Annotated in this window: 22 protein-coding genes; 14 read left to right on the forward strand and 8 right to left on the reverse strand. The window is 66.2% G+C overall.

The window, feature by feature from the left end:
- Nucleotides 1-81: 81 nt before the first annotated feature.
- The 5 genes from FAZ98_RS16630 to FAZ98_RS16650 all read right to left on the reverse strand — a co-directional run bounded on the left by FAZ98_RS16630 (nucleotide 82) and on the right by FAZ98_RS16650 (nucleotide 5,952).
- On the reverse strand, nucleotides 82-1,725 hold the full coding sequence (locus FAZ98_RS16630; RefSeq protein WP_158952412.1) for a GMC family oxidoreductase: 1,644 nt from the start codon (nucleotides 1,723-1,725) through the stop codon (nucleotides 82-84).
- A gap of 28 nt (nucleotides 1,726-1,753) precedes the next feature.
- Nucleotides 1,754-3,046 carry an MFS transporter gene (locus tag FAZ98_RS16635; protein WP_158952413.1) on the reverse strand — a complete coding sequence of 431 codons (1,293 nt, stop codon included), beginning with the start codon at nucleotides 3,044-3,046 and terminating at the stop codon, nucleotides 1,754-1,756.
- 96 nt (nucleotides 3,047-3,142) lie between these two features.
- Nucleotides 3,143-4,576: an NAD-dependent succinate-semialdehyde dehydrogenase gene (locus FAZ98_RS16640; RefSeq protein ID WP_158952414.1), complete on the reverse strand. Its 1,434-nt coding sequence runs from the start codon at nucleotides 4,574-4,576 to the stop codon at nucleotides 3,143-3,145.
- Between the two features lie 24 nt (nucleotides 4,577-4,600).
- Entirely contained in the window at nucleotides 4,601-4,987 is a 387-nt protein-coding gene (locus tag FAZ98_RS16645; protein WP_158952415.1) for a PaaI family thioesterase, read from the reverse strand.
- On the reverse strand, nucleotides 4,984-5,952 hold the full coding sequence (locus FAZ98_RS16650) for a hydroxymethylglutaryl-CoA lyase (RefSeq protein ID WP_158952416.1): 969 nt from the start codon (nucleotides 5,950-5,952) through the stop codon (nucleotides 4,984-4,986). The genes FAZ98_RS16645 and FAZ98_RS16650 overlap by 4 nt, the downstream gene beginning before the upstream one ends.
- Nucleotides 5,953-6,298: 346 nt before the next feature.
- Here FAZ98_RS16650 and FAZ98_RS16655 point away from each other — a divergent pair, with 346 nt between their 5' ends.
- From FAZ98_RS16655 to FAZ98_RS16690, 8 genes are all read left to right on the forward strand, one after another.
- Nucleotides 6,299-7,063, forward strand: a complete 765-nt coding sequence (locus tag FAZ98_RS16655; protein WP_158952417.1) for an enoyl-CoA hydratase/isomerase family protein — start codon at nucleotides 6,299-6,301, stop codon at nucleotides 7,061-7,063.
- Between the two features lie 6 nt (nucleotides 7,064-7,069).
- On the forward strand, nucleotides 7,070-8,266 hold the full coding sequence (locus tag FAZ98_RS16660) for a CaiB/BaiF CoA transferase family protein (RefSeq protein ID WP_158952418.1): 1,197 nt from the start codon (nucleotides 7,070-7,072) through the stop codon (nucleotides 8,264-8,266).
- Nucleotides 8,267-8,320: 54 nt separating this feature from the next.
- Entirely contained in the window at nucleotides 8,321-9,118 is a 798-nt protein-coding gene (locus FAZ98_RS16665) for an enoyl-CoA hydratase/isomerase family protein (RefSeq protein WP_158952419.1), read from the forward strand.
- Entirely contained in the window at nucleotides 9,111-10,775 is a 1,665-nt protein-coding gene (locus FAZ98_RS16670) for an AMP-binding protein (RefSeq protein ID WP_233272786.1), read from the forward strand. Before FAZ98_RS16665 ends, FAZ98_RS16670 begins: the two co-directional genes overlap by 8 nt.
- A gap of 76 nt (nucleotides 10,776-10,851) precedes the next feature.
- Entirely contained in the window at nucleotides 10,852-12,195 is a 1,344-nt protein-coding gene (locus FAZ98_RS16675) for an MFS transporter (RefSeq protein WP_199272380.1), read from the forward strand.
- Between the two features lie 189 nt (nucleotides 12,196-12,384).
- A complete protein-coding gene (locus tag FAZ98_RS16680; protein ID WP_158952420.1) occupies nucleotides 12,385-12,906 on the forward strand; it encodes a MarR family winged helix-turn-helix transcriptional regulator in 522 nt (173 codons plus the stop codon).
- A 109-nt stretch (nucleotides 12,907-13,015) separates the two neighbouring features.
- Nucleotides 13,016-13,963, forward strand: coding sequence for an NAD(P)H-dependent flavin oxidoreductase (locus FAZ98_RS16685; RefSeq protein ID WP_158952421.1), 948 nt, complete (start codon nucleotides 13,016-13,018; stop codon nucleotides 13,961-13,963).
- A gap of 119 nt (nucleotides 13,964-14,082) precedes the next feature.
- Nucleotides 14,083-15,210 (forward strand): porin, encoded by a 1,128-nt coding sequence (locus FAZ98_RS16690; RefSeq protein WP_158952422.1) that lies wholly within the window; start codon nucleotides 14,083-14,085, stop codon nucleotides 15,208-15,210.
- Between the two features lie 70 nt (nucleotides 15,211-15,280).
- Here the strand turns inward: FAZ98_RS16690 and FAZ98_RS16695 are convergent, their stop codons facing one another.
- Complete coding sequence (locus tag FAZ98_RS16695) at nucleotides 15,281-16,138, reverse strand: transporter substrate-binding domain-containing protein (RefSeq protein WP_407672117.1); 858 nt, start codon at nucleotides 16,136-16,138, stop codon at nucleotides 15,281-15,283.
- A gap of 95 nt (nucleotides 16,139-16,233) precedes the next feature.
- Entirely contained in the window at nucleotides 16,234-17,022 is a 789-nt protein-coding gene (locus FAZ98_RS16700; RefSeq protein ID WP_158952423.1) for a HalD/BesD family halogenase, read from the reverse strand.
- A 105-nt stretch (nucleotides 17,023-17,127) separates the two neighbouring features.
- Here FAZ98_RS16700 and FAZ98_RS16705 point away from each other — a divergent pair, with 105 nt between their 5' ends.
- Both FAZ98_RS16705 and FAZ98_RS16710 read left to right on the forward strand, forming a co-directional pair.
- Nucleotides 17,128-18,048: a LysR substrate-binding domain-containing protein gene (locus FAZ98_RS16705; protein ID WP_158952424.1), complete on the forward strand. Its 921-nt coding sequence runs from the start codon at nucleotides 17,128-17,130 to the stop codon at nucleotides 18,046-18,048.
- A 100-nt stretch (nucleotides 18,049-18,148) separates the two neighbouring features.
- Entirely contained in the window at nucleotides 18,149-19,711 is a 1,563-nt protein-coding gene (locus FAZ98_RS16710) for a methyl-accepting chemotaxis protein (RefSeq protein WP_158952425.1), read from the forward strand.
- 174 nt (nucleotides 19,712-19,885) lie between these two features.
- On the opposite strand, the gene FAZ98_RS16715 is transcribed toward FAZ98_RS16710, so the two are convergent.
- The gene (locus tag FAZ98_RS16715; protein ID WP_158952426.1) at nucleotides 19,886-21,043 is read right to left on the reverse strand and encodes a porin; all 1,158 of its coding nucleotides are present in this window, start codon (nucleotides 21,041-21,043) and stop codon (nucleotides 19,886-19,888) included.
- 272 nt (nucleotides 21,044-21,315) lie between these two features.
- On the opposite strand from FAZ98_RS16715, the gene FAZ98_RS16720 reads away from it, so the two are divergent.
- From FAZ98_RS16720 to FAZ98_RS16735, 4 genes are all read left to right on the forward strand, one after another.
- The gene (locus FAZ98_RS16720) at nucleotides 21,316-21,522 is read left to right on the forward strand and encodes a hypothetical protein (protein ID WP_158952427.1); all 207 of its coding nucleotides are present in this window, start codon (nucleotides 21,316-21,318) and stop codon (nucleotides 21,520-21,522) included.
- A 100-nt stretch (nucleotides 21,523-21,622) separates the two neighbouring features.
- The gene (gene dbpA / locus FAZ98_RS16725) at nucleotides 21,623-23,023 is read left to right on the forward strand and encodes an ATP-dependent RNA helicase DbpA (protein ID WP_158952428.1); all 1,401 of its coding nucleotides are present in this window, start codon (nucleotides 21,623-21,625) and stop codon (nucleotides 23,021-23,023) included.
- Nucleotides 23,024-23,078: 55 nt separating this feature from the next.
- The gene (locus tag FAZ98_RS16730) at nucleotides 23,079-23,723 is read left to right on the forward strand and encodes a DsbA family oxidoreductase (protein ID WP_158952429.1); all 645 of its coding nucleotides are present in this window, start codon (nucleotides 23,079-23,081) and stop codon (nucleotides 23,721-23,723) included.
- Between the two features lie 302 nt (nucleotides 23,724-24,025).
- Complete coding sequence (locus tag FAZ98_RS16735; protein WP_158953970.1) at nucleotides 24,026-24,880, forward strand: DUF3348 domain-containing protein; 855 nt, start codon at nucleotides 24,026-24,028, stop codon at nucleotides 24,878-24,880.
- Nucleotides 24,881-24,886: the final 6 nt, after the last annotated feature.

Below are 24,886 nucleotides of genomic sequence, written 5' to 3' on the forward strand. Positions count from 1 at the left end.
GTCGTCGTCATCGTCATGCCGATTACGCCGCGACTCCGTGGCCGAGGAATCGGCGGCGGGCGCTCGCGAACCGAACGGTAACTAGACGCGCAGCGCCGCGCCGCTCACGTTCTCAACGCCCGCCCCCGCGCGCACATCGTCACGCGGATTCAGGATGAAATCGGCACAGCGTTCGCCGATCATGATCGCCGTGGCGTTGGTGTTGCCGCTCACGAGCGCCGGCATGACCGACGCATCGGCCACGCGCAAATGACTCATGCCGCGCACGCGCAACTGCGGATCGACCACGGCCAGGGCGTCGCGTCCCATGCGGCAACTGCCGGCCGGATGAAACACCGTCTTCGAGATCGCGCGAATGTGATCTTCGATACGCGCGTCGCTGAGATGTTCGTCCGCGCCCGGCAGCAATTCTTCCGCGATCACGGCGCGCAGCGCGGGCGCGCGCAGGATCTTGCGGCTGATCTTCACGCCGCGAATCATCGTGGCCATGTCGTATGGGTCGCTATAGAAACGCGGATCGAGCAACGCGGGCGCGAGCGGATCGTTCGACGCGAGCCGCACCGTGCCGCGCGACTTCGGCCGCACCACGCACGGGCCGATCGTGATGCCGTGACCGTCCAGCGGTTTGCGGTCCACGTCGCCAACCAGCGTGGGCGTGGTGTGGATCTGAATGTCGGGACGGCCTGTGCCCGCCGTGTCGATGAACGCGCCGCTTTCGATCACGTTCGAACTCAACAGTCCCGAGCGCGTGAACGCGTAACGCAGGCCGTGCATCAATGCGCGCCAACCCTTGTCGTGCCCGAGCACGCTGTGCGCGTGACGCGCGCGGCCGTAAATGGGCGCGGTCAGGTGATCCTGGAAGTTCTCCCCCACGCCCGGCAGATCGTGCACCACGGGAATGTCGAACTCACGCAGGTGCGCCGCCGGACCCACGCCCGAGAGCATCAGCAGCTTCGGGCTCGCCGCGCCGCCCGCGCACACGATCACTTCGCCGCCGCACGCAATGCGTTCCGTTTCGCCGCTCGCGTGACGCACCAGCACGCCCGTCGCGCGACGCTCTTCGCTCGTGATCTTGAGCACGTCGGCGCCGGTGACGAGACGCAAGCGCGCATCGTGCTTCACGAGCTTGAGGTAGGTGGCCGCGCTGCTGCCGCGCCGCCCGTCGAAGGTGGTGGTCTGGAACAGGCCCGCGCCTTCCTGCCGGGCGCCGTTGAAGTCGTCGGTGAACGGCACGCCCGCCTGCTGCGACGCCTCGACGAACGCGCGCGTGAACGGATGCACGTGACGCGCGTCGTTGACCTTCAGCGGTCCCGCCGTGCCGTGCAGCGGCCCCGCGAGCCGCGCGTTGCCTTCGCTCTTCACGAAGAACGGCAATACGTCGCGCCACGCCCAGCCGTGCGCGCCGAGCGCCTGCCAGTCGTCGAAATCTTCGTGCTGGCCGCGAATATAGATCATCGCGTTCACGGAGCTGCCGCCGCCGAGCGTGCGCCCTTGCGGGATATACATCGTGCGGCCGTTCGCGTTGGGCTGCGGCTGCGTCTGGTACATCCACATGCGATGCGTGCCGTGCACCTTGAAGAAGGTCGCGGGAATGTGGATGAACGGATGATTGTCGGGCGGACCCGACTCGATCAGCGCGACGCGCTTGCCCGCCTGCACCAGCCGCGCGGTGATCGCGCAGCCGGCCGAGCCGGCGCCCACGATGACATAGTCGAAAGCTTCCATGGCGTGTACGTAGTTCGGTTGAAACGATTCAGGCAGTCCGGCGCAGCGGCGCTTCGTCGGACCGGATGCGCAGCGCCAGCGCGGCGGCGATCAACGCGCTCGCGCCGATAATCAGCAGCCCTAACCCATAGCTGCCGGTATGCTGCTTCACGTAGCCCATCAGATACGGCGCGCCGAAGCCCGCGAGACTGCCGATGGTGTTGATCATCGCAATGCCCGCCGCCGCGCCCGTGCCCTTGAGGAACGTGGGCGGCAGCGACCAGAACGGCGAGAGCGAGGCGAACGTGCCGCACGCCGCGAGACCGAGCCCGATCATCTTGACCGTGACCGTGTCCACTTCGGCGGCGATCACGAAGCCGACCACGGCCACGAGCAGCGGCAGGATCAGATGCAGCTTGCGCTCGCCCGCGCGGTCCGATTTGCGGCCCCATGCGATCGTCGCGATGGCGGCCGCGAGAAACGGCAGCGCCGTGATGAGGCCGGTCTGCATCTTCGTGAAGCCGAAGTCGGACACGATCAGCGGCATGAAAAACACGCAGCCGTAGCTGCATGCGATCAGCGCGACGTTGATGAGGCTCAGCAGCCACACGCGCGGATGCGCGAACGCGGCCATGATCTCGCCCCGCCCGTGCGACTGCCCGTGCGCCTCCACATGCTCCACGTCGCGCGCGATGCGGTTCATCAGCCACTTGCGCTCCGGCTCGCTCAGCCAGTTCGCCTTCGCGGGCGTGTCGGTGAGAAAGAAGAAACAGAAGAACGAGAACAGCACGGCGGGCGCGGCTTCGAGAACGAACACCCACTGCCAGCCCGACAGACCCGCCATGCCGTCCATGTAGAGGATCGACGCGGAAAGCGGTGCGCCAATCACGATCGACAGCGGAATCACGACGAGAAACCAGCCGAACGCGCGCGCACGATACGTGGACGGAAACCAGAACGAGATATAGAAAATCAGCCCCGGAAACAGCCCCGCTTCGGCAATGCCGAGCAGAATGCGCAGCACGAACAGCGACTTCGGCCCGACCGCGAACGCCATTGCGCCCGAGAGCAGTCCCCACGTGAGCATGATGCGCGAGATCCACAAACGCGCGCCGAGTTTGGCGAGAAAGATGTTCGATGGAATCTCGCAGATCACGTAGCCGAGAAAGAAAATGCCCGCGGCGAAGCCATAATCCGCGGGCGAAAGGCCGAGTTCGCGATTCATGGCAATGGCGGCCACCGCGAGATTGCTGCGGTCGATATACGAAATCAGGTAACACACGATCAGAACGGGCATCAGCCGATACATCACCCGTTTCATGACCTGCTGTTCGAGGTCCATGCTGTGTCTCCGGTTTATGGTTTTTTTTTGCGCGCTACATCGTGATGACGCGGCGCTTTCCGCGCCGCGTGGGTTCGGGTCGATCCGCCAGGATCGTCAGATGTCGAGTTGCGACACGTATTTGAGGTTCAGATACGGGTCGATGGCCTCGGCGCCGCCTTCGCTGCCGTAGCCGCTGTCCTTCACGCCGCCGAACGGCACTTCGGGGAACGCAATGGCGATCTGGTTGATCGTGAGCATGCCCGTTTCGACTTCGGCCGCAATGCGATGCGCCTGCTTCGCCGAGCGCGTGTACGCGAACGCGCACAGACCGTACGGCAGGCGGTTGGCTTCGTCGATCATCTCGTCGAGCGTGTCGAACGCATTGACCACGGCCACGGGCCCGAACGGTTCCTCCGACATGATGCGGGCGCGCTGCGGCACGTCCGTCAGCACGGTCGGCTCGAAGAAATAACCGCGTTCGCCAATGCGCTTGCCGCCCAGCCGCAGCGTGCCGCCGTTCGAGAGCGCGTCGTCCACGAGGCTTTGCATCGCGCGCAGGCGGCGCGCGTTCGCGAGCGGCCCCATCGTCACGCCTTCGCTCAGACCGTCGCCCACGCGCACCTTCGACATGGCCGCCACGAGCTTTTCCACGAACGGCGCGAACACCGCGCGCTGCACGAGAAAACGCGTGGGCGAGGTACACACCTGGCCCGCGTTGCGCAGCTTGAATGCGCCGAGTTGCGCGGCGGCCGTGTCGAGATCGGCGTCGTCGCACACGAGCACCGGGCCGTGGCCGCCGAGTTCCATCGTCGCTTTCTTCATGTGCGCGCCCGCGAGTTGCGCGAGATGCTTGCCCACCGGCGTCGAGCCCGTGAACGAAATCTTGCGGATGGCGGGATGCGGCACGAGGTAGCCGGAGATGTCGGCGGGCACGCCATAGACGAGATTGATCACGCCGCGCGGCACGCCCGCGTCGGCGAATGCGCGGATCAGCGCGGCGGGCGCGGCCGGTGTTTCCTCGGGCGCCTTCACGATGATCGAGCAGCCCGCCGCGAGCGCCGCCGAGAGCTTGCGCACGACCTGGTTGATCGGGAAATTCCACGGCGAAAACGCCGCCACGGGACCGACCGGTTCCTTGATGACGAGTTGATACGAGCCGGGAATGCGCGAGGGAATCATGCGCCCGTAAGCGCGGCGGCCTTCGTCGGCGAACCAGTCGATCAGGTCGGCCGCCGACATCGCTTCGCCCTTCGCCTCGGCGAGCGGCTTGCCCTGTTCGAGCGTCATCGTGCGCGCGATCGCGTCGGCGCGTTCGCGCAGCAGGTTCGCGGCGCGCCGCATGAGGTTCGCGCGCTCGTAGGCATTCATGCGCTTCCACGTCTCGAAGCCCGCTTGCGCGGCGGCCACGGCCGCGTCGAGGTCGGCGGTCTCCGCCTGCGCGACCTTGCCGATCACGGCTTCGGTCGCGGGATTGATCACGTCGAGGGTGCGCGCCGCGGCGCCCGCCTTCCATTCGCCGTCGATATACAACTGGACGTCTTCGTACATGAACTGCTTCTCCTGATGTTTGAGCTAGGACGCAATGGGGGAAACAGCGAACACGGCGCTGGCCGTCGCAACGACTTCGTCGTTCGCGTTGCGCGCCTCGGCCTCGCAGAACGCGAGCGTGCGGCCGCTGCGGCGCACGTGCGCATGCACGGCGATGCGGCCGCGCGCGGGCTTCAGATAGTTCACGGTGAGACTCGCGGTGCCGAGGTTGTCCACGCGGCCGTTGCTGCGCGTGGCGAGTCCCATCGACGTATCGAGCAGCGTGGCGAGCAGGCCGCCGTGCGCGTTGCCGTGGCGATTCGAATGGCGCGCCTGCACGTCGCACGCGAGCGTCGCCCAGCCGTCGCCGTGGTCCACGAGTTCGAAGCCCTGGTCGAGGCAGAACTCCGATTCGATCGCGAGCGTGCTCATGCGGCGCTCGCCGCGTGCTGCGCGGCGGGGGAGCCGCTCCTCGCGGCGAGCAGCGGATTCAGGCCGGTACGCGCCACGCGGCTCGCGAGCGTGCGCCCGAGCGCTTCCTCGCACGCCGCTGAGGCGTCCATCATCGCCGCGAGGTCGATGCCCGTCTCCACGCCCATGGTTTCGAGCACGTTTACGAAGTCTTCCGTGCACACGTTGCCGGTCACGCCGCCGCCGTATTTCACCTTGGCCGGGTGCCCGCCCACGCCGCCGAACGCCACGTCGAAATGGCGCACGCCCGCTTCCAGCGCGGCCAGATAGTTGACGATGCCGGTGCCGCGCGTGTCGTGGAAATGCGCGATGGCGTCGACTTCGGGGCACGCCTCCCGCATCGCGCGGAACAGCTGCTGCGTGGCCGCTTGCGTCGCCACGCCGATGGTGTCGCCGAGTGTCACGTGGCGCACGCCGAGCGCGGCGAAGCGTTCGACGTCGGCGAGCACGCTGGTGGTGTCGATCGCGCCTTCGAACGGGCAGCCGAACGCCACGGAGATCGTGCCGATCAGGCGAAAGCGCCCTTGCGCCGCGGCGGCCATCGCTTCGATGCGCTGCCATTGAGCGGCGCGCGATTGCTTGAGGTTGCGCTGCGAATGCGACTCGCTCGCCGAGACCAGCAGGCTGATCTCGTTCGCGCCGCAGCCCGCCTCGAGATCGGCGAGCGCGCGCTCGACCGCGCGCACGTTCGCGCAGGTCGCCTTGTAGTAGACGCCGTCCACGCGCGGCAGCGCCTGCAGGACCTCGGTGGCGTCGGCGAATTGCGGCACGACGGCGGGGTTCGAATACGACGTGGCCTCCACCCGCGCGAACCCGGCGCGCGCGAAGCGATCGATCAATGCGACCTTCGTGCCGGTGGCGATGAAATCGGTCTCGTGCTGAAGCCCGTCGCGGGCGAAGCATTCACAGAGGGTCAGGTCGGACATGATGCGCGGCGTTTCTCGAAGATAGGGTGAGCGTCGACCGAATGAAAACATCGTTGTGATGCACTGTCAACTATTTATCGACGAGTCGCGCGAGCGATGCCGAGTTTGGCGTGCGCGCGGGGAAAAACCCGAAACCTCCCGTCAATCCGCGAATAAAGGCGTAAATATCATCGCTTTAGCGACACTTGCATGACCGGCATTCACGCTGTGAGATGCGGGTTAACACCGAGCCGAAACGTTTGTGGATAGTGCACATTTGTTTGACTTCATCACGTATCGTGCTTTAACCTGTGGTCGTCGTGCCGGGCTGTCCGGCGCCCTTCTTTATCGCCTCACTGAAACGCTCATGACTTCTTCCGACTGCCTGCTCATCGAAGACCGCGCCGCCGTGCGCGTGCTCACGATGAATCGTCCCGACAAGCGCAACGCGCTCAACAACGCCCTCACGCAGGCGCTGCTCGACGCCTTGCACGCGGCCGACCGCGATCCCGCCATCAAGGCCATCGTGCTCGCGGGCGCGGGCCAGGCGTTTTGCGCGGGCGCCGACATCAAGGAGTTCGGCGGCTTCGTGAACAACGGCAGCAACGCCAGCGCCGCGCAGGCCGCGCTCGAGCGCGCCCATCTCACGACCAACCTGCATCGCGTGTTCTCGCAGATCGGCAAGCCCGTGATCGGCGCGGCGCAGAGTTATGCAATGGGCGGCGGCGCGGGTCTCGCGCTGGCCTGCGACATGCTGGTCGCGGGCGAAAGCCTCAAGCTCGGCTACCCGGAGTTGAAGCACGGCATCGTCGCGGCCATCGTGATGGCGAATCTGGTGCGCCAGGTGGGCCGCAAGACGGCGTTCGAACTCGTGTCGATGGGCGAGTCCGTCGACGCGCCGCGCGCGCTCGCGCTCGGCATCGTCAATCGCGTGGCGCCCGACGCGGCGCTCGTGGAGACCGCCGTGGGCATTGCCGAGCGGCTCGCGAGCTTCGACGCGCCCGCCATGGCGGCAACCAAGCGCCTGTTCCACCGCGTGGCCGACCTGCCGCTGCAACCGGCGCTCGACGCCTCCCTCGACACCAACATGATGATGCGCAGCTTCCGCCAGGACCGCGCGAACGACCGGTAAGCCGCGATGAGCCTCTCGACGAAACCCCTCGCCAATGTGACCGTCATCGAGCTGGCGCGCGTGCTCGCGTGCCCGTTCGCCGACATGATCCTCGCCGAGCTCGGCGCGACCGTCATCAAGATCGAGCAGCCCGGCAGCGGCGACGAAACCCGCAGCTTCGAGCCGCCCGTGGGCGACGAATCGGCGTACTTTTTCGCGTGCAATCGCGGCAAGCAGTCGGTCACGGCCAATCTCAAGACCGACGCGGGCCGCCGTATCGTGCGCGAGCTCGCGGCCAGCGCCGACATCGTCATCGAAAACTTTCCGGTGGGCACGCTCGCGCGCTACGGCCTCGACCACACCGCGCTGCGCGCCGCCAACGATCAGCTCATCTACGTTTCGTGCACGGGCTTCGGCCAGACCGGCCCGTACGCGAAGCGCAAAGGCTACGACACCGTGTTTCAGGCCATGGGCGGCTTGATGAGCCTCACCGGCGAGCGCGGCGGCGGCCCCGTCAAACCCGGCCTGCCGATCGCGGATCTGACCTCGGGCATGTGGATCGCCATCGGCCTGCTTTCCGCGCTCAACGGCCGCACGCTCACGGGCAAGGGCTGCCATATCGACTTTTCGATGCTCGACGGCCAGGTGAGCCTGCTCACGCTCGCGGCCGGCCGCTATTTCGCGCTGAACGAAGTGCCGCCGCGCCTGGGCACCGAGCATCCGGGGCGCGTGCCGTCCGCCACCTTCGCGTGCAGCGACGGCGCGTACGTGCACATCACGTGCAGCGATCAGCACTGGCTGCCGCTGTGCACGCTGCTCAAGCTCGACGCGCTCGCGAGCGACCCGCTGCTCGCGACCAACGCGGGCCGCGTCGAGCATCGCGAGCGCGTGATGCAGACGCTCACGCAGGCCATCGCGGGCTGGACGCGCCGCGAACTCTGCGACGCGTGCGACGCCGTGGGCGTGCCCGCCGGTCCGATCAACGACGTGGCCGAAGTGCTCGCCGATCCGCACGTGCGGGCGCGCGGCATGGTTGGCGCGTTCGAGCATCCCACGGTGGGCAGCTTCGGCGCGCTGCCGCTGCCCTTCAAGTTCGACGGCTTCGACGATCCGCAGATCCAGCGTCCGCCGTTGCTCGGCGAGCACACGGATCAGGTCCTGCGCGAACGCCTGGGCTATGACGCGCAGCACATTGCCGCGCTGCGCCGCGACGGCGCGATCTGAACGCATCGAGCGCATCGAGCGCGCCGCGCCACCGTCTCAAAGCAAGAGGAAACGATGAACCACACTGATACGCTGATCGTCGAACGGCTGGGCGCCGTGGCCGAGATCATTCTCAATCGCCCCGACCAGCGCAACGCGCTCAACGCGGCCATGTGCGACGCGCTGCGCGCCGCCGCCGTCGCACTGCGCGCCGACGACACGATCCGCTGCGTGATCGTGCGCGCCAACGGCCCGGTGTTCTGCGCGGGCGCGGACCTCAAGGAACGCAAGGGCATGGATATCGACGACGTGCGCGCGCGCCGTCTCAAGGCCTTCGCCGCCTACGACGCGCTCGAACAGATCGGCAAGCCGTGCATTGCGCTCGTGGAAGGCGCGGCCGTGGGCTCCGGCGGCGAGATCGCCATGGCCTGCGACTTCATCGTCGCCACGGAAAACGCGAGCTTTCGCACGCCCGAGGCGCTGTGGGGCACCGTGGGCGCGACGCAGCGCCTGCCGCGCGTGGTGGGCAAGCGGCTCGCGAAAGACATGGCCTACACGGGCCGCACGCTTGGCGTGCAGGAAGCGCAGCAGGCCGGGCTGGTCTCGCGCATCGTGGCCGCCGAAGATGCCGTGAGTCTCGTGCGGCAAATGGCGCGCGATATCGCCGACGCCCCGCCGCTCGCCATGCGCCTCACGCGCGACTGTATCGACCGCGGCGTAGAAACCGACCCGGCGGGCGCGCTCGCCATCGAAATGCTCGCTATCGACACGCTGCTGCAAAACTCCGACTGGAAGCAGTCGATCGCTTCGTTCGGCGCGGGCGATCATAAGGATTCCGTAAAGAACATCGTCAAGGATCCCAGCCATGCATGATTACACCGTCTACGCCGAACAGTTCGGCCTGAGCGGCCCGGTCACGCTGCCTGCGATCCTCGCGCGCCGCGCCGCCGCCACGCCGCACGCCGAAGCGCTCGTGATCGACGGCGTGCGCGTCGACTACCGCACGCTACACGAACGCGTACAGAGCGCCGCCGCGCGCATGGTCGCCGCGGGCGTGCAGCACGGCGAGCACGTGGGCGTGCTGATGGGCAATTCCGTCGACTGGGTCGTGCTGTTCTACGCGGCCGCTTCGATCGGCGCGGTCACGGTGCCGGTGAACACGCGCTTCAAGCTCGACGAACTCAACTACTGTCTCAAGCAAGGCGACGTGCGCGTGCTGTTCTACGTCGACACGTTCCTCAACATCGACTACACGCAACTGCTGCGTGACGTGGAACCCGCGTTCGACGCGGCGCTGCCCGGCGAGGTGCTGCCGCTCTTGCGCCGCGCGGTGATCGTCGGCGATGTCGCGGGCCATGATGCGCGCGCGATTCCCGCTGGCGTGGAGCGCTTCGACGCCCTGCCCGATACGCCCGAATGGCGCGCCGAGGCCGCGGCACGCGCGCAACGCGTCTCGCCCGAAGACATCCTGCTGATCCAGTACACCTCGGGCACGACCTCGTTCCCGAAGGGCGTGCTGCTGCGCCATCGCAACATGCTGATGAACGCGGCGGCCTCCGCGCTGCGTATCGGCGTGCAGCCCGACGACCGCTATTTCAGCGTGCGCCCGTTCTTTCACGTGGCGGGCACGACCATGTCGCTGCTCGTGGCGCTCGTCACGGGCGCGTGCCTGCTCTCGGTGCCCTCGTTCGACGTGGCGAACGTGCTCACGATGCTGGACGAGGAACGCTGCACGCTCACGTCCGGCAACGACACGATCTTCCTGATGATGATGGGCCACCCCGAGTTCCGCCGCGAACGCATTCACCTGCGCGGCGGCTGGGCGGCGGCCGGTCCCGAGATCATGCAGAAGATTCACGACGTGATGGGCGTGAAGTACATGGTGGGCGCGTACGGGCAATCCGAAGCCTCGCCGAACGTGGTGCTCAACGACTGGCGCGATCCGCTGGAACTGCGCGTGGCCGGTTGGGCGGCGCCGCATCCGGGCCTGGAAATCCGCACGGTCTCGCAGGAAACCGGCGAAGTGCAGCCCGCGAACGCGCCCGGCGAAATTCAGGTGCGCGGCTGGAGCGTGATGAAGGGCTATTACAACAAGCCGCAGGAAACCGCGAAGGCGTTCAGCGACGACGGCTGGCTGCGCACTGGCGACCTCGGCGTGATCGACGCCGACGGCCGCATGCGCATGCTGGGTCGCCTCAAGGACGTGTTCCGCGTGGGTGGCGAGAACGTCGCACCCGCCGAAGTCGAGGAAACGCTGTTCTCGCATCCCGCCGTGCAGCTCGCGCAGGTGGTGGGCGTGCCCGACGCGCGGCTCGGCGAAGTCGCGGCGGCGTTCGTCGTGCTGCGTCCCGGCACCCAGGCGTCGAGCGAAGAACTTATCGCCTGGTGCAAGAGCCGCTGCGCGAACTTCAAGGTGCCGCGTTATCTGCAACTCGTGCTGTCGTTCGACGAGATCGGCATGACGGGCAGCTCCAAGGTCCAGAAGAACAAGCTGCGCGACTACGCCATCCGCGAATTCGGGCTCGCGTAACGCCACGCGCGCCAGCGCACGAACGCGACGGCGGCGCCACGCACGCGCCGCCGTCGTCGATAAAAAGGAGGAGACAATGAGCATGAGCGCTTCGGAGACCGTCGGCATGACTCGCGCCGACGAAGCCGTCAGTGAATCCACATACCGCAGGATCAGCCGGCGCATTCTGCCGCTGCTGTTCGTGTGCTACATCATCAACTACATCGACCGCGTGAACATCGGCATCGCGCAGATCCAGTTCAAGGCCGACCTGCATTTCAGCGACCTCGTCTATGGCATTGGCGCAGGCCTGTTCTTCGTGGGCTTTCTTTGTTTCGAAGTACCAAGCAATTTGCTGCTGGCGAAGCTCGGCGCGCGCAAGACGCTGCTGCGCATCATGGTGATGTGGGGCGCGGTGTCGAGCGCGACCCTGTTCGTGCGCACACCCACCGAGTTCTACGCCGCGCGCATGCTGCTCGGCGTAGCGGAAGCGGGCTTTTTTCCCGGCATCATCCTGTACCTCAGCTACTGGTTTCCCGCCGCGCGGCGCGCTCGCGTGACGGCGTTCTCGTTCATCGCCATTCCCGTGGCCACGATGATCGGCGCGCCGCTCTCGGGCTGGATCATCCGCAGCTTTCACAGCGTGTCGGGACTCGCGGGCTGGCAGTGGATGTTCCTGCTCGAAGGCTTGCCGGCCATCGTGCTGGGCGTCGTCGTGTACTTTCGTCTGGAAGACCGGCCCGAGACGGCAAGCTGGCTCAGCGCGGCCGAGAAAGCGAGCCTCGTCAACGTGCTCGCCGCCGAGCGGCGCGAGCGCGGCGCACAAGGCCACGAACACGGCGGCATGCTGGCAGCGCTGGGCGACTGGCGCGTGTACGTGGCGGGGCTCGTTTCGTTTTGCGGCTACGTGCTCGCGAGCACCATCGCCTTTTTTTCGCCGATGGTGATCCAGGCCACCGGCGTGCACGACGCCTTTCACGTGGGCGTGCTCGCCGCCATTCCGGCGCTCGCGGGCATCGTCTCGATGGTGCTCGTGAGCCGTCATTCGGACCGCCATCGCGAGCGCCGCTGGCACGCCGCGCTGCCGCTGATGATCGCGGCGTGCAGCCTGATCGCGCTGCCCTTCTCGCGCGGCGACCTCGCGTTCTCGATCGTCCTGCTCGCGATCGCCACGGCGGGTCACCTGTCGAGCCTTTCGGTGTTCTGGACGATTCCGTCCACCTATCTCGCCTCGACGAGCGCAGCGGCGGGCATCGCGCTCGTGAGCAGCATCGGCTCGCTGGGCGGCCTGGTCGGGCCGAGCATGATCGGCTATGTGAAATCCGTGAGCGGCAGCCTCACGCTCGGCATCCAGATGGCGGGCTGCGTGATTCTCGCGGGCGGTGTGCTGCTGCTGGTGGGCATTCCGGCGCGGCTCATGCCGAAGGGCAACGCGGACTGAACGGCGGGGCGGGCCGGGTTGTGCGATCCGGCGCGATCCGGCGCGATCCGGATTCGGATCCGGCAGCGCGCGGCGCCTATTTGCGGCTGGCCGCGAGCCTGTGCAAGGTCGGCCGAACTCGCGCCCGTTTGACCGCCGCGAACCGAATCGCTAGGATTGGCGCGACCTGCACCTTTGCCGCGACCCATCATGGCCAAATCGCCTACTCAACGCCCCGACGCCGAGCCCGACACCGGTTCCGCTCCCACGGATCTGCGTCAGCTCACGTCGTTTCAGCTGCGCCAGCTGACGAACATCTACACGAAAGGCTCGTCGAGCGTCTACGAGCGCCGCTTCGGGCTCACGCTCAACGAGTGGCGCTGCATCGCGCTGTTGCAGCACAGCGCGGGCATGTCGCTGAACCGCCTCGCGGAGCAGGCGCAATTCGACCGCGGCCTCACGAGCCGCATCGTCACCGCGCTCGAAGCGCGCGGCGTGCTTCAGCGCGGCACCGACGAAAAAGACGCGCGCGGCGTGGTCATCGCGCTCACCGAAACGGGCCGCGAGCTGGTGCGCGAAGTCTTTCCCGTGGCCGCGCAGCTCAACGAACGCCTGCTCTCCGCCCTCACGCGCGCGGAACGCGCAGCGCTGCCCGGAATCATTGACAAGCTCACACATCAAGCCCGTGTGATGCTCGATCACGAGCGCGAAGAATCCGGCAAAAACGACTAGAAAATCGGCATTCTCCGCCGCGTTTTTATTTGACATTGCATCATATATACAGGTACATTTCTCGCATGCCCGAGCGCCGTGCGCTCGCTTCGAAGGAATGGAAATGAAGATGATGCAAACCCGCCTCTCCCGGATGTTGAACATCGACTATCCGATCGTGCAGGCGGGCATGAGCTGGGCTTCGTCGAATGCCGCGCTGCCCGCCGCGGTGAGCAACGCGGGCGGGCTCGGCGTGATCGCCGCCGGCCCCATGTATCTCGAGGCGTTTCGCGACACCGTGCGCGAAGTCAAGGCACTCACGCAAGGCCGTGCGTTCGCGGTCAACCTGCCCCTCTATCGCCCCGAAGCCGAACGCTTTCTCGACGTGATCGAGGCCGAGCGCGTGCCCGTGCTGATCGCTTCGCAGGGCGGCCCCAAAGCGCACCTGGAACGCTTCCGCCGCATCGGCACCCGCTGGATCCATGTCGTATCGACGCTCGAACACGCCCGCAAGGCCGCGGGCGCGGGCGTGGACGCGCTGGTGGTGGTGGGCGCCGAAGCCGGCGGCCATCCGCCCGCCAACGGCGTGAGCACGCTGATCGCGGTGCGGCGCGCGGTGAAGGCATTCGACCTGCCCATCGTCGCGGGCGGCGGCGTGGCGGACGGCCATGGCGTGGCTGCGCTGCTCGCGCTCGGCGCGGACGCCGTGCAACTGGGCACGCGCTTTCTCGCCACACGCGAAGCGGGCGTGCACGAAAACTACAAACAGGCCGTGCTGGACACCGACATCGACGGCACGGTGCTCGTGGGCGTGCGCAACCTGCCCGTGCGCATGACCCGCAACCGTTTCGCCGCCGATGTCCTGCACGCCGACCAGCACGAAACCGATAACGCCGCTTACGACGCGCTGTTCAAAAGCAGCACGCTCAAACAAGCCGCGCTCGACGGCGACATCGAACGCGGCAAAGTGGAACTCGGCCAGTCGGCGGGCTTGATCGACGATCTGCCGGGCGCGGCCGAGGTGATGGCGCGTCTCGTCGACGAATACCGCGAGGCCGTGGCGCGGCTGCTCGGCTGAATCTGGCGCGGCCCCGCGCGCCGCGCCTGCGCTGTCTTCCTGCATCCTTTGTAGCACTTACGCCCCCGCCGCACGCGGGCGGCACTTATTTTGCATACCTATATAAATTGGAGACATCGATGAAGAAGCACCTGTTCGCTGCGGGCGCGACGCTCGCGTTTGCCTGTTCCGCGCACGCGCAATCGAACGTGACGCTTTACGGCCTGATCGACACGGCCCTGTCCTGGCAAACCAATCAGGTCGGAACCACGGCGGCGAACGGGCGCGCCACGTCGAGCGGCAGCTCCGTCGCGCTCGGCCCGGGCTTCTTCAACGGTTCGCGCTGGGGCTTGTCCGGCACCGAGGATCTGGGCGGCGGCCTCTCCGCGCTGTTTCGCGTGGAAGCCGGCTTTAGCCCGACCACGGGCGTGTCGCTGCAAGGCAGCCGCGAATTCGGGCGTCAGGCCTATGTCGGCCTGAAAGGAAGCTTCGGACAACTGACCTTGGGCCGCCAGTACAGCGTGCCGTTCGAAACCCTGTTGCCCTTCGACACGATCGGCTGGGCCAACTCCTCCGCCACCGACGTGTGGGTGCAACTGCTCGCGGGCTCGCGTCTCGACAACACCGCGAAGTACGTGTTCACGTCCGGGCCGTGGAAGTTCACCGCCGCCTACTCGTTCGGCGGTCAGGCCGGCAGCGTGTCGCACGGCTCGACCTATGCGGCGGGCCTCAACTATCAGGGCAGCGTGTTCGGCGCGGGCTTTACCGCGCAGCAGGCGAAGGATCTCGCGGGCAACAAGCAGTCGAACCTGGGCGCGGGGGCGTCGTATGTGGCCGGCCCCGTCACGCTGAACGGCTACTACCTCTACACGCGCCGCGACGGCGCGTTCACGCCCACCAGCGGTCAGGACTTCTCGCCCACCTACGGCGGGTACGCGGCGCTCTATACGAATCCGGGCAACACGAACATCGGCGCGAGCAGCGCGGCACGCACGGACAACGTGTTCCAGCTCGGCGCCACGTGGCAAGCAACGCCCGCCGTGCAGGTCAAGGCAGCCGCGATCTACGACTTCGCGCGCCACGTCAACGCGAACGGCGAAGGCGGCAACAAACTCTCCACCTTCCTGATCGGCGATTACTTCCTCTCGAAGCGCACCGACGTGTATCTCGCGGGCGCGTACAGCAAGACGAGCAGCGCGTTCAACGGCCCGTTCGCGGGCGAGGACGACAGCGTTTCAGCGACGCTGGGCCTGCGTCACCGGTTCTAAGGGCAAGCGCGTTGGCGCAGCGAGGCGGCGCTTTCGCCCGCCTCGCTGCGCTGCGAGTTCGCCGTGCCGCTCACGGCGTGACGCTCACCTTGAACCACTTCTCCGAGAGCCGCTTCACCGTGCCGTCCGCGAGCGCCGCCGTCAAGGCCGTGTCGAATCGCGCCTTCAGTTCGGCGTCGTCGGGGCGGAACGCGAGCGCCTCGCCGGGTCCCCAGATCGTGCCGCCGATCTTCGGCCCGACGAACTTCAGCGCCTTGTTCTCCGGCTGCTGCAACACCGAAGAAAAATAGCTCACGTCGTCGAACGCGACGTCGATACGTCCCATCAGCAGATCCATGTCGCGCTCCGGCGACTTCTTGTATTCGCGGATCGTGGCGATGTCCTTGAAGTTCTGGACGATGAACGTCGTGTAGGCCGTGCCGGTCTGAATGCCGATGGTCTTGCCCTTCAGCGCCGCGCGCAAGCGGTCGACGGCGGCCTTGTCGGCTTGCGGGTCGCCGCTCAGCTTCAGCAGGTCGGCGGGCGTGCCGAGCCCCGCGAGCAGCTTGCCGTCGGTGGCAACGAACACGCCCGGCGTGAGCGCATACGGGCGCGAGAACGCAATCACCTTCTCGCGCTCGGGCGTGATCATGATCGCATCCATCAGGACATCGAACTTTCCGGTTCTGAGCCCCGGAATCATGGCGTCCCAGTCCTGCGCCACCAGCTTGCACTCGAGCTTGATGCGCGCGCACAGGTTCTGCATCAACTCGGGCTCGAAGCCGCCCAGCTTGCCGCCCGGCAGCGTGACGTTCCAGGGCGCGTACGAGCCTTCCGTGGCGATCGTCACCGAAGTCCAGTCTTTGGCCTCGGCCGGCCACGCCGACATGAGCGCGAGGCTCGCGACGGCGGCCGCCGCCAGTCCGGCCCACTTCACCTGCAGGGTCATCATCACGTTCGCTCTCCGATGTTTGCGCTCGATGCGTGGATTAATGCGCGTGGATCAATGCGTGGACGAAAGGGCATGGCGCCCGCGCGCCACCGCTACGCGGCGCGCCCGTAAAAACCGAGCCGTTCTTCTTCGCTGAACACGACACCCGACTTCTCGTAGTACGAGAACACGGCGATCATGCGTTCGCGGCTGCCCTGCACACAGGTCACGCGATGCGCCGTGTTCTTGCCGCGAAACACATTCAGATTGCCCGCCGCGAGCCGCAGCCGTTTGACCTTCGGGTCACGTCCTTCGAGCAGCCGCGCGACGCCCTCGTAGTTGGGATCGTCGTCGGCGCGCAGTTCGGAGCGGTATTCGAATTCGCCGCCCGCTTCGGGCTCCTGAAGCAGCAGCGTGGTCGTGAATTCGGAGCGGTCGAAATGCCAGTTCAGCGTTTCGCCCGTGCGGTAAGCCATGACGTTCACGCGCGCGAGCGGGTCCTGCATCGGATGCAACTCGCGCTTGCCCATGGTCGCCGCCAGAAACTGCACGAGCGGCGCATAGCCGTAAATCGCCAGCACGACGCTGCCGGGAATCTGGTCCGCGCACACGGTGTGGCTGACCGTCTCGACCTGCTGCAACGCCGGGTGGCCCGCGTAGAGGCCGGGCATGTCGGGCTTGAAGTAGATGTTGTGCGAGCGCTTGTGCGTATGCGACGCCATGTCCATCACCGGCTGGATGTCCTGCACCGCCCGTTCGGCCACGCCCGGCCGCAGCAGCCCGGCCAGATTGAACATGCCGTGCTCGGCCAGCTCGGCGCTGCAGCGGTCCACCAGACGGCGCCATTCGACGCTGCCGGGACGATCCAGCGGGTAACGCTCCAGATCCAGAATGTCTCGCATGTTGACTCCTCCTCGTGAATGAGAGGAACGTTATCCAGAAAAAATCTTTCTAACAACGGCATAAATTGTTAGGCTTCATATAGAAAAACTTATGCTGGAGCGACGATGTCGAGACTGCCTCCGCTCAACGCGGTGAAGGCCTTCGAAGTGGCGGCAAGGGTGGGCGGCTTCGCGCAGGCGGCCGCCGAACTGGGCGTGTCGGCGGCGGCGGTCAGCCAGCAGGTGCGCAACCTGGAGGAATTTCTCGGCAAGCAGTTGTTCGTGCGTACCGGCAACCGCATTGCGCTGACCGACGCGGGGCTCGCGATTTATCCGCAAACCGCGCGTGCGCTCAACGACATTGCGGCCATGACCGTGCGGATCGTCGAAGGCGCGTTGCGCATGCGGCTCGTCGTGAGTGTGCCCGCCTCGCTCGCGGAAACCTGGCTCGCGCCGAAACTGGCGGAACTCATCGAGATCTTTCCGCAGATGGCCATCGACATTCGCGTGGAAGACGATCCCGTCGATCTCGCGCGCCAGGACATCGACCTGCGCATCAGCTACGGCGACTATCACTACCCCGGCCTGCGCGCCGTGCCGCTCGTGCACGACGAGGTGCTCCCGGTGTGCGCGCCCGAGTTCTGGTACAAGCACGGCAACCACGAGTTCGATCTCGCGTCGATCCACGAGAGCCTGTTCATCCACACGAACTGGGGGCCGAACTACGCGTCGCATCCCACGTGGCGCGACTGGTTCGCCCGATCGAGCAGCGGTGTCACCGGCGGCACGGGTCCCGACCCGTCGCGCGGGCGCCGCGTGGCGCTTTCGAGTCTCGCGGTGGCTTCGGCGCGATTGGGGCTGGGCGTGGCGCTCGGCCAGCGCGTGATGGCGCGCGCCGACCTCGAAGCGGGCCGGCTGATCGCGCTTTCGCCCACGTCGCTCAAGCTCGGTCATCCGTATTGCGCGTTCGTGCCCGACGCCAAGGCGGATCGCGCCGACATCAGGCGGTTGCTCGCCATCCTCGGGAACAACGCGCAAAACGATTGATCGCGCTAAACGTTTGCCTTCGGTAAACTTTCAATCACCCTTCAGAACTTCACGGCGCTGCCGTAACCCCGGATATCAACGCATTCTCCGTGGATGGCCAATGAAGAACCTGAAGTTGTCGACGCGTCTGATCGCGGGCTTTTCCCTGCTGACGTTCTTGCTGATCGGTGTGGCCGGCGTCGCTTTCTATGGCCTCGCGCAATTGAATAACCGGCTCGACGATATCGCGCGCATCAATAACACCGAGTCGCGCCTCGCGAATCTTCTGAAATCGTCGATTCAGGATCGCGCGATCGCCGTGCGCAATCTCGCGTTTCTCGACAACCGGCAGGACCTGCTCGCCGAAGTCGACCGCATCCGCGGCCAGGATCGCCTGTACGCCGACGCCGCGCGTCAGTTGCGCGACATGTTCGCGCACGAGCCGGGCACGACCGCGATCGAACGCACGCTCATGGCCGAGGTCGACCAGAGCGAGGCGCTGGCCGTGCCGCCGATGAACAAGGCCATCGAGCAGGCCGTGGCCAACGACATCACGCTCGCCACGCATACCATCATGAAAGAGGCGCGCCCGCCGCAGCGCGCGTGGCTCGCGAAAGCGGTCGCGCTCGCGGAACGCGAGGACCTGGAAAACGCCGAGGCGCAGCAGGATGCCGTTTCGACCTATCGCAACATACGGGTGTTGGTTGGGTCCATGGTCGCGCTCGCGGTGCTGGTCGCGATCGCCACGGCCGCGCTGCTCACGCGCAGCGTGCTGCGCCAGCTGGGCGGCGAGCCGAGCGTCGCGCAGGCCATCGCGGGCGAGATCGCCGCGGGCAATCTGCGCGTTCCCATCGCGCTGGCGAAGGGCGACGAGCGCAGCCTGATGGCGTCGCTCGAAACCATGCGCGCGCGGCTCACGAGCATCGTCACGGACATCAAGGCGTCGGCGGAATCGATCTCGACGGCCGCGGGCGAGATCGCGCAGGGCAACCTCGATCTCTCGCAACGCACCGAGGAGCAGGCGGCCTCGCTCGAAGAAACCGCGGCGAGCATGGAAGAACTCACGTCGACGGTCAAGGCGAACACCGACAACGCGCGCCAGGGCAGCACGCTCGCGGCCACGGCGTCGCACACGGCGGCCTCGGGCGGCGACGTCGTGCATCGCGTGGTGAGCACGATGAACGACATTTCGTCGAGTTCCTCGAAGGTCACGGAGATCATCGCCGTGATCGAAGGCATCGCGTTCCAGACCAATATCCTCGCGCTCAACGCCGCCGTGGAAGCCGCGCGCGCGGGCGAGGACGGCCGCGGTTTCGCGGTCGTGGCCGGCGAGGTGCGCACGCTCGCGCAGCGCAGCGCCAGCGCGGCGAAGGAGATCAAGGAGTTGATCGAAGCGTCGGTCTCGCACGTACAGACCGGCTCCGCGCTCGTGAACGACGCGGGGCAGACGATGAGCGAAGTCGTGCGCTCGGTGCAGCGCGTGACCGACATCATGGGCGAAATCGCCTCGGCCTCGGTCGAGCAATCGACGGGTATCGAGCAGGTCAACACCGCCGTCACGCAGATGGACGAAGTCACGCAGCAGAACGCCGCGCTCGTCGAGCAGGCTTCCGCCGCGGCGCAGGCCATGGCCGATCAGGCCGAAACGCTGCGCGCGGCCGTATCGATCTTCAAGGTGCGCTGAGCGGAATCGACAGCGGCAGTCGATGCGCTCGCGCATAAAAAAACCGGCTCGCCGGCAGGACGCGCCTCGTGAGCGCGCACTGCCCGGCGAACCGGTTTTCTGCTTCGGATAAAAGCGCTGGACGCTTCGATCGAGACGAAATGCGTATCGATCGAACGCTGCCCTAAAACAGGCTTAGAAACGGTGACGCAGACCCACCGTCGCGGCGACCTGGTTCTGCGAGGTCGACGGCGAGAGCGTGTTGATCATCGCGACATTGGCGCCGGCGTTGCCGAGTTCGCCCGATGCGTGCTGGTACACGCCTTCCACGTACACGTCGGTGCGCTTCGAGAGCGAGTAGTCGGCTTGCAGCGAAACCGTGTGCCACTTCGGATCACCCGAACCGTTCGAACCGCTCACCTTGCCGTCCGTGAACGCATACGACGCGTCCAGCGCGAGGGCCGGCGTCAGCGCATAACGGCCGTTCAGCTCGAAGTTGTCCATGTGGAGGTTCGTGCCGGTGGGGATCGTGAACGTGTTGCCGCTCTGGCCGCCCGCGATCAGGTTTTCGTACTGCGTGTGCGTCCACACGAAGCCGACCGTTGCCGGGCCGTAGTTGTAGTTCACGCCCGCGCCGAGGGTGCGTTGCGTTTCAGCCGAGAGGTTGAAGTTGTTGTCCGAACCCGCCGAGTTCGCGCCGTTCGTGTTGCCCGTGCGCGAGTTGTTCATCTGCAGGTAAGCGGCCGCGACGTTCAGCGGGCCATTGCCGTACGAAGCGCCGACGCTCCATGCACGGTTGTTGGCGAACTGGCCGGCGTCGTTGCTGAAGCCGTACATGCCGCCGAACTTGAAGCCTTGATAGTTCGCGCTCTGGTACTTGACGGCGTTCTTGATCGAGAACGAGTGGTCGAGATTGTCGTTGTCGAACGGGTGAGCGGCGAGGTTGTTGCCGTAGCCCGAACCCGACTCCGACAGCGGCGAGAGGTAGTCGACCATCGAATCATACTGACGGCCCAGCGTCAGCGTGCCGTACTGGTCGCTTTGCAGGCCGACGAACGCCTGGCGGTTGAACATCGAGCCGCTTTCGGTTTGCTTGCCGTTGTTCAGGTTGAAGCCGTTTTCCAACGTGAAGATCGCATGCAGACCGCCGCCCAGGTCTTCGCTGCCCTTCAGGCCGAAGTACGTGTCGGAGAGCGCGCCGCTGCCCTGGTTCCATGTGGAGTGGCCGCCCGCGTTGTTCGCGTAGACGATACCTGCGTCGAGCGAACCATAGAGCGTAACGCTGCTTTGTGCGTGAGCGGCCGTTGCTGCGAATGCGCCCATGACGCCAGCGATAATCAGAGTTTTCTTCATGACTGTGACTTTCCTTATGACTTTCAGACCGCGCTGAAACCGCTCCGGGTAGTGGAGCCGCTCCGGCAATCTCGAGCGAAGTCTACGGGTCAGAGGCTTTAATTCGCGGGATCTGGCGCTGTAACAGATATTTGCGGATTCTGGAAATATCCAGAAAACGTTTTATAAATACCTGTTGCAAAAGGGAAATTGTTTGTAACTGCGGTGAGGTATTGAATATGGCGTGTGGTGAACCTACCACGTCAATATGTAACAAATGTTATTCGATTATTGTGGAATTCGAATTAACGAATTACGCAAATCGAAACAACGATAAGTTCAATCTATTTTATTACGCCGTATTAACCGGAAAATATCGGAGTCCGATTATTTCTGCCATTGCGATTAAAGGAATCGAAGGGGCGATCGGCCACGGCATTGTGCGCAACGCCGGGGTGCGGGGCGGCACGCGCAGCGGTGCCGTCGCGCGCATCCGCTAAAATCACGCCATACGCGCCTCATCCTGCGGCGCCCACCTCATCCACGCCACCGTCGCGCGCCCGGCTCCGCCGCCCGCGCCCGGCTGGCGCAAGACCCCTCATGACGAATACGACTGCCACGCCCTTCAGCGCCCTGCCGCTCGCGCCCGCCACGCTCGAGAATCTCACACGCCTCGGTTACGTCGATATGACGCCCATCCAGGCCGCGAGCCTGCCGATCGCTTTCGCGGGCCACGACCTGATCGCGCAGGCCAAGACCGGCAGCGGCAAGACCGCCGCGTTCTCGCTCGCGCTGCTCGCACGCCTCGACGTGCGCCGCCAGGACGTGCAGGCCATGATTCTCTGCCCGACGCGCGAACTCGCCGACCAGGTCACGCAGGAAATCCGCCGCCTCGCGCGCGCCGAAGAAAACATCAAGGTGCTCACGCTGTGCGGCGGCACGCCCATGCGTCCGCAGGCGGCCAGCCTGGAGCACGGCGCGCATGTCGTCGTGGGCACGCCGGGCCGCATCATGGACCACCTGGAGCGCGGCAACCTCGCGCTCGGCGCGCTCAACACGCTCGTGCTCGACGAAGCGGACCGCATGCTCGACATGGGTTTCTTCGACGACATCGCCACGGTCGCGCGTCAATGCCCGAAGGAACGCCAGACGCTGCTGTTCTCGGCCACCTACCCCGAAGGCATCGCGAAGCTGAGCCAGCAATTCCTTCGCAATCCGAAAGAAGTGAAGCTCGAGGAACATCACGACGACAGCAAGATCCGCCAGCGCTTCTATGAAGTGAGCGAGAACGATCGCCTGCACACCGTCGGCATGCTGCTCAATCACTATCGCCCGACCAGCGCGCTCGCGTTCTGCAACACCAAGCAACAGTGCCGCGACCTGCTCGACGTGCTGCGCGCGCAGGGCTTTCACGCGCTCGCGTTGCATGGCGAACTCGACCAGCGCGAACGCGATCAGGTGCTGATCCAGTTCGCGAACCGCAGTTGCACCGTGCTGGTCGCCACCGACGTGGCCGCGCGCGGTCTCGACATCGCGCAACTCGAAGCCGTGATCAACGTCGACGTCACGCCCGACCCCGAGGTGTACGTGCACCGTATCGGCCGCACGGGTCGCGCGGATCAGGACGGCTGGGCGCTGAGCCTTTCCACCATGGACGAAATGGGCCGCGTGGGCGGCATCGAACAGGCGCTCAAGCGCGAAGTGGAATGGCGCCCGGTTGCGGAACTCGTGCCCGCCAGCAAGGAACCGCTGCTGCCGCCGATGGAAACCGTGCAGATTCTCGGCGGCCGCAAGGAAAAGATCCGTCCCGGCGACGTACTCGGCGCGCTCACCGGCGAAGCGGGCTTCAGCGGCGCGCAGATCGGCAAGATCAACGTGACCGACTTTTCGACCTACGTGGCCGTGGAGCGCAGTATCGCGCGCGACGCCGTGCGCAAGCTCAACGCGGGCAAGGTCAAGGGCAAGAAGGTGAAGGCCCGCCTTATGGACGAAGAGTTCTGATCGACTCGATCCCTTACGCGCCGCGTACGCCAGCCATTCAAATCAGAGGAACGCCATGAAACAAGCGCTCAAAATCGATTTCGTCTCCGACGTCGCCTGCCCGTGGTGCGCGATCGGCCTTTCGTCGCTGCAGATCGCGCTCGAGCGTCTGGGCGATCGCGTCGACGCCAACCTCACGCTGCATCCGTTCGAACTCAATCCGCAGATGCCGGCGGGCGGCGAATCCGTCGTCGAGTATCTGAGCCAGAAGTACGGCCGCACGCCCGAGCAGATCGCGGAGTCGCAAGCGATGATCGCCGAGCGCGGCGCGAGCGTCGGCTTCACGTTTGGCAAGCGCGAGCGCATCTACAACACGTTCGACGCGCATCGGCTGATTCACTGGGCCGGGCTCGAAGGCAAGCAGGTGCCGCTCAAGCTCGCGCTGCTGCGCGCGTATCACGGCGAAGGCAAAGACACGAGCGACCCGGCGGTGCTCGTCGAAGCGGCGCAGTCCGTGGGCCTCGACGCCGCGAAGGCGCGCGCCGTGCTCGAAAGCGGCCAGTTCGCCGACGAAGTGCGCGCCGAGGAGCAGGAATATCAGGCGGCGGGCATCCAGTCGGTGCCGGCCATCATCTTCAACGAGCAATATCTGCTGAGCGGCGGCCAGCCACCGGAGAGCTTCGAGAAGGCGATCGAGCAGATTCTCGCCGGCCAGGCCTGAGCGCGCGCGGATTCGGGGCGATTCGGGTGCGATGCGGCCGGGATCCGGGATGGCTCGCGCGTTGAATCGGCTAACGCGCGGTCATTACGCGGCGGATGTCCGGCGGATGCGGCGACCAAGCGGCCAAGCGCGGCCGTGTGACGAGACGCTTCCCGGGCTTCGAGCCGATCGCGCGCGCCCATCGAGCCTCGCGCGGGCGCTTCGCGAGCCGCACCGCCCGCGCCGTGTAAAGCGCGCCAGAACGATGGATGCCTGGCGAGCGGGCGCGGGCGTGTAAACTAGCGGGTTTTTGCCTGGGTGGAATGGTGCTCGCCTCGCAACGCTCAGCCCTGAGCGGCCCGACGCTCGTACGCCTGCTCGCCGGTTTCGGCGGCACGGAGGTGACGGAGTCGCGCCAATCGCTCGCCGACCATCTGAGCCAGTGGCTCGGCTGGACGGATGCCATCGCGCTGTCAACCGCGCTTTCGGTGCAGGTGCCGCCCGCTCGCGCGGGTGCGGCACGGGTCGGCGCGAGCGTCGAACAGGCCGAAGTCACGCGCCTGCGCACGGCGCTCACGCGCGCGATCGCGGGCAACGAATCCACCGCACGCCGCGACGGTCGCGACAGGCGCTCCGCTTCAGCCGCCATGGCGGCAACGGCCGCGAATGCCGATAGCTCGGCCGATCCGGCACCCGATTACGCCGAATTCCGCCAGCGCTATCTGGTGTTGCAACAGGCGATGGAGTCCGATATCGGCGCGTTGCGGGCGCGACTGCGCAGCACGCTCGCCGCGCGCGCGCCGAAGCTCGCGCATCTCGCCACCGTCGACGCCGTGATGGAACAAGCGCTGGCCGCGCGCGAACAGCGGCTGCTCGCGAGCGTGCCCGCGCTGCTCGGCGCGCATTTCGAGCGCCTGCGCGCGGCGGCGGAATTGCCGCAAGACACACCGCAAAATGCGCCGCAAGATGCCGATACGCCCGCCGAAGCCGCCGCGGAATCCGCCAACGCGAACGCCGCCGCCGAAGGCAAAGCCAAAGCGGCAAACACCGCCGCGCCCGGCGCGCACAACGCATGGCTCGCAGGTTTCCGCAAGGATATGCAAAGCGTGCTGCTCGCCGAACTCGAAATTCGGTTTCAACCGGTTGAAGGGCTGCTTGCCGCCCTTCGCACCAGCTAAATCCAT

Source organism: Paraburkholderia acidisoli (genome assembly GCF_009789675.1).
Lineage (GTDB): Bacteria > Pseudomonadota > Gammaproteobacteria > Burkholderiales > Burkholderiaceae > Paraburkholderia > Paraburkholderia acidisoli.

Bases quoted from the DNA above. Each gene is read 5' to 3' on its own strand.
- FAZ98_RS16630 (WP_158952412.1), bottom strand. From the start codon at position 1,725: ATGGAAGCTTTCGACTATGTCATCGTGGGCGCCGGCTCGGCCGGCTGC.
- FAZ98_RS16635 (WP_158952413.1), bottom strand. From the start codon at position 3,046: ATGGACCTCGAACAGCAGGTCATGAAACGGGTGATGTATCGGCTGATG.
- FAZ98_RS16640 (WP_158952414.1), bottom strand. From the start codon at position 4,576: ATGTACGAAGACGTCCAGTTGTATATCGACGGCGAATGGAAGGCGGGC.
- FAZ98_RS16645 (WP_158952415.1), bottom strand. From the start codon at position 4,987: ATGAGCACGCTCGCGATCGAATCGGAGTTCTGCCTCGACCAGGGCTTC.
- FAZ98_RS16650 (WP_158952416.1), bottom strand. From the start codon at position 5,952: ATGTCCGACCTGACCCTCTGTGAATGCTTCGCCCGCGACGGGCTTCAG.
- FAZ98_RS16655 (WP_158952417.1), top strand. From the start codon at position 6,299: ATGACTTCTTCCGACTGCCTGCTCATCGAAGACCGCGCCGCCGTGCGC.
- FAZ98_RS16660 (WP_158952418.1), top strand. From the start codon at position 7,070: ATGAGCCTCTCGACGAAACCCCTCGCCAATGTGACCGTCATCGAGCTG.
- FAZ98_RS16665 (WP_158952419.1), top strand. From the start codon at position 8,321: ATGAACCACACTGATACGCTGATCGTCGAACGGCTGGGCGCCGTGGCC.
- FAZ98_RS16670 (WP_233272786.1), top strand. From the start codon at position 9,111: ATGCATGATTACACCGTCTACGCCGAACAGTTCGGCCTGAGCGGCCCG.
- FAZ98_RS16675 (WP_199272380.1), top strand. From the start codon at position 10,852: ATGAGCATGAGCGCTTCGGAGACCGTCGGCATGACTCGCGCCGACGAA.
- FAZ98_RS16680 (WP_158952420.1), top strand. From the start codon at position 12,385: ATGGCCAAATCGCCTACTCAACGCCCCGACGCCGAGCCCGACACCGGT.
- FAZ98_RS16685 (WP_158952421.1), top strand. From the start codon at position 13,016: ATGATGCAAACCCGCCTCTCCCGGATGTTGAACATCGACTATCCGATC.
- FAZ98_RS16690 (WP_158952422.1), top strand. From the start codon at position 14,083: ATGAAGAAGCACCTGTTCGCTGCGGGCGCGACGCTCGCGTTTGCCTGT.
- FAZ98_RS16695 (WP_407672117.1), bottom strand. From the start codon at position 16,138: ATGACCCTGCAGGTGAAGTGGGCCGGACTGGCGGCGGCCGCCGTCGCG.
- FAZ98_RS16700 (WP_158952423.1), bottom strand. From the start codon at position 17,022: ATGCGAGACATTCTGGATCTGGAGCGTTACCCGCTGGATCGTCCCGGC.
- FAZ98_RS16705 (WP_158952424.1), top strand. From the start codon at position 17,128: ATGTCGAGACTGCCTCCGCTCAACGCGGTGAAGGCCTTCGAAGTGGCG.
- FAZ98_RS16710 (WP_158952425.1), top strand. From the start codon at position 18,149: ATGAAGAACCTGAAGTTGTCGACGCGTCTGATCGCGGGCTTTTCCCTG.
- FAZ98_RS16715 (WP_158952426.1), bottom strand. From the start codon at position 21,043: ATGAAGAAAACTCTGATTATCGCTGGCGTCATGGGCGCATTCGCAGCA.
- dbpA (WP_158952428.1), top strand. From the start codon at position 21,623: ATGACGAATACGACTGCCACGCCCTTCAGCGCCCTGCCGCTCGCGCCC.
- FAZ98_RS16730 (WP_158952429.1), top strand. From the start codon at position 23,079: ATGAAACAAGCGCTCAAAATCGATTTCGTCTCCGACGTCGCCTGCCCG.
- FAZ98_RS16735 (WP_158953970.1), top strand. From the start codon at position 24,026: ATGGTGCTCGCCTCGCAACGCTCAGCCCTGAGCGGCCCGACGCTCGTA.